This is a genomic window from Pseudohaliea rubra DSM 19751, from assembly GCF_000764025.1.
In the GTDB taxonomy this organism is placed as follows: domain Bacteria; phylum Pseudomonadota; class Gammaproteobacteria; order Pseudomonadales; family Halieaceae; genus Pseudohaliea; species Pseudohaliea rubra.
This window is the reverse complement of sequence record NZ_KN234826.1, coordinates 1-1638: the sequence shown is the minus strand read 5'-3', so window position 1 is coordinate 1638 and position 1638 is coordinate 1. Positions and strand designations below refer to the sequence as shown.

Sequence of the window (1638 nt, the reverse complement as noted above, 5' to 3'; positions counted from 1 at the left end):
GCGGCGCCTTTACCGGCGCCGAGCGCGACCGCCGGGGCTACTTCGAGGCCGCCGCCGGTGGCACGCTGTTCCTCGACGAGATCGGCGACGCGCCGGCGTCGCTGCAGCCACAGCTCCTGCGGGCCCTCGAGCAGCGCGAGATTCAGGTCGTCGGCGGGCCGATCCGTCAGGTCGCCCTGCGTGTTGTCTCTGCGACGGATGCGCCCATCCAGGATGATGGCGCAAGCTTCAGCCGCGCCCTACGGCATCGTCTCGGGGCGCTCGAGCTCCGCCTGCGCCCCCTCGCGGCACATCGGGAAGACATCGGGATGCTGGCCTGCCATTACCTCGAAGAGGCCTTTCGCAGCGCCGGCCGCGGCCCTCTCTGGGACGCGCGCACCGACGATCCGGCCCGCCTCGCCCGCTGCACGGAGCTGTTCGATGCCCTGCTCGGCTACCCCTGGCCCGGCAACATCCGCGAGCTGGCCAACCTGTGCCGGGAGCTGGCGGTGGCCTGCCCCGACGATCTCTCCCTGCCGCCGGCGCTGGCCCGGCGCCTGGCCGCAGAAAGCGCCGCGAACGGTGCGCTGCAGGGCGCCCGCGACGAAGTGTCCGAAGTCGATTTCGCCGAGGCCTGGGCCGCCAGCGACTTCGAGGTCGCCCGGGTGGCCCGGGCTCTGCACATGTCCCGGAGCGCGGTGTATCGACGACTGCGGGAGATCCCCGGCTGTCGTCTCGCCGGTGATATTCCGGTGGACGAGCTGCAGGCGGCCCTCGATGCAGCGGGTGGCGATGTTGCCGCCGCGGCGCGGGCGCTCTGTGTTTCCCATGCGGGCCTGCGCGCCCGGCTGCGCGCCGCCGGGGAGCTGGTGGCGGGCGACGCCTGAGGTCCCGTGGCCCGCGTCGGCCCCTACCGGGTCATCCGGGCGCTCGGCGGCGGCGGTGAGGGTGCGGTCCTCCTCGCCTTCGACCCGCGCCTCGAGCGCCACGTTGCCCTCAAGCACCACCGGCTGCCGGCACAGCGCCTGGCCCGGCGCCGGGCGCTGCAGGAGGCGCGCCGCTGCGCGGCCATGGACCACCCCCGGGTCCCCCGGGTCTATGACCTTGTGCCCACCGGCCGCGAGCTGCTGCTGGTGTTGCAGTATGTGCCGGGCTGTGATCTCGAGACGGCGCTCCGCGGCCGGCACCTGTCAGTCACCACGGCGCTGGCCCTCGCAGCGGATGTGGCGGCGGCGCTGTCGGCGGCGCATCGCAAGGAGATCGTGCACGGCGACGTGAAGGCCGCGAACGTGCTTATCGGCGATGACGGCCGTGCGCTGCTGGCAGACTTCGGCGTCGCCGTGGCGATAGCCCAGCAGCCCCGGGCGGTCAGCGCGACTGCCTGGACCCCGGAGCACGTGCGCGGTGATGCGCTGGAACCCCGCTCCGATCTCTTCGCCCTCGGCCGCCTGCTCTATCGCCTGCTGAGCGGCTTCGACCCCTTCAGCGGTGATGATGCCGGTGAGCGTATCGTTCGCGGTGAGTTCCCGCCCTTGGCCGGGCCCCTGCCGCCGGAGCTCTTCGAACTTGTGCACGGGCTGCTGGCACCGTCCCCGGCGCAGCGGCCGGCCAGCGCCGGCGAGGTGCGCCGGCGTCTCCGGGCCCTGGCCCGGGAGCTGG

The 1638-nt window shown here is 73.6% G+C and carries 2 protein-coding genes; both read left to right on the top strand.

Annotated features, from left to right (window positions below; translation table 11 throughout):
* Positions 1–866, top strand: an 866-nt coding sequence (locus HRUBRA_RS14490; protein ID WP_035518384.1) for a sigma 54-interacting transcriptional regulator, incomplete at its 5' end; no start/stop codon positions are given.
* 6 nt (positions 867–872) lie between these two features.
* The coding region (locus HRUBRA_RS14485) for a serine/threonine-protein kinase (RefSeq protein ID WP_144244492.1) at positions 873–1638 on the top strand (766 nt) is incomplete at its 3' end.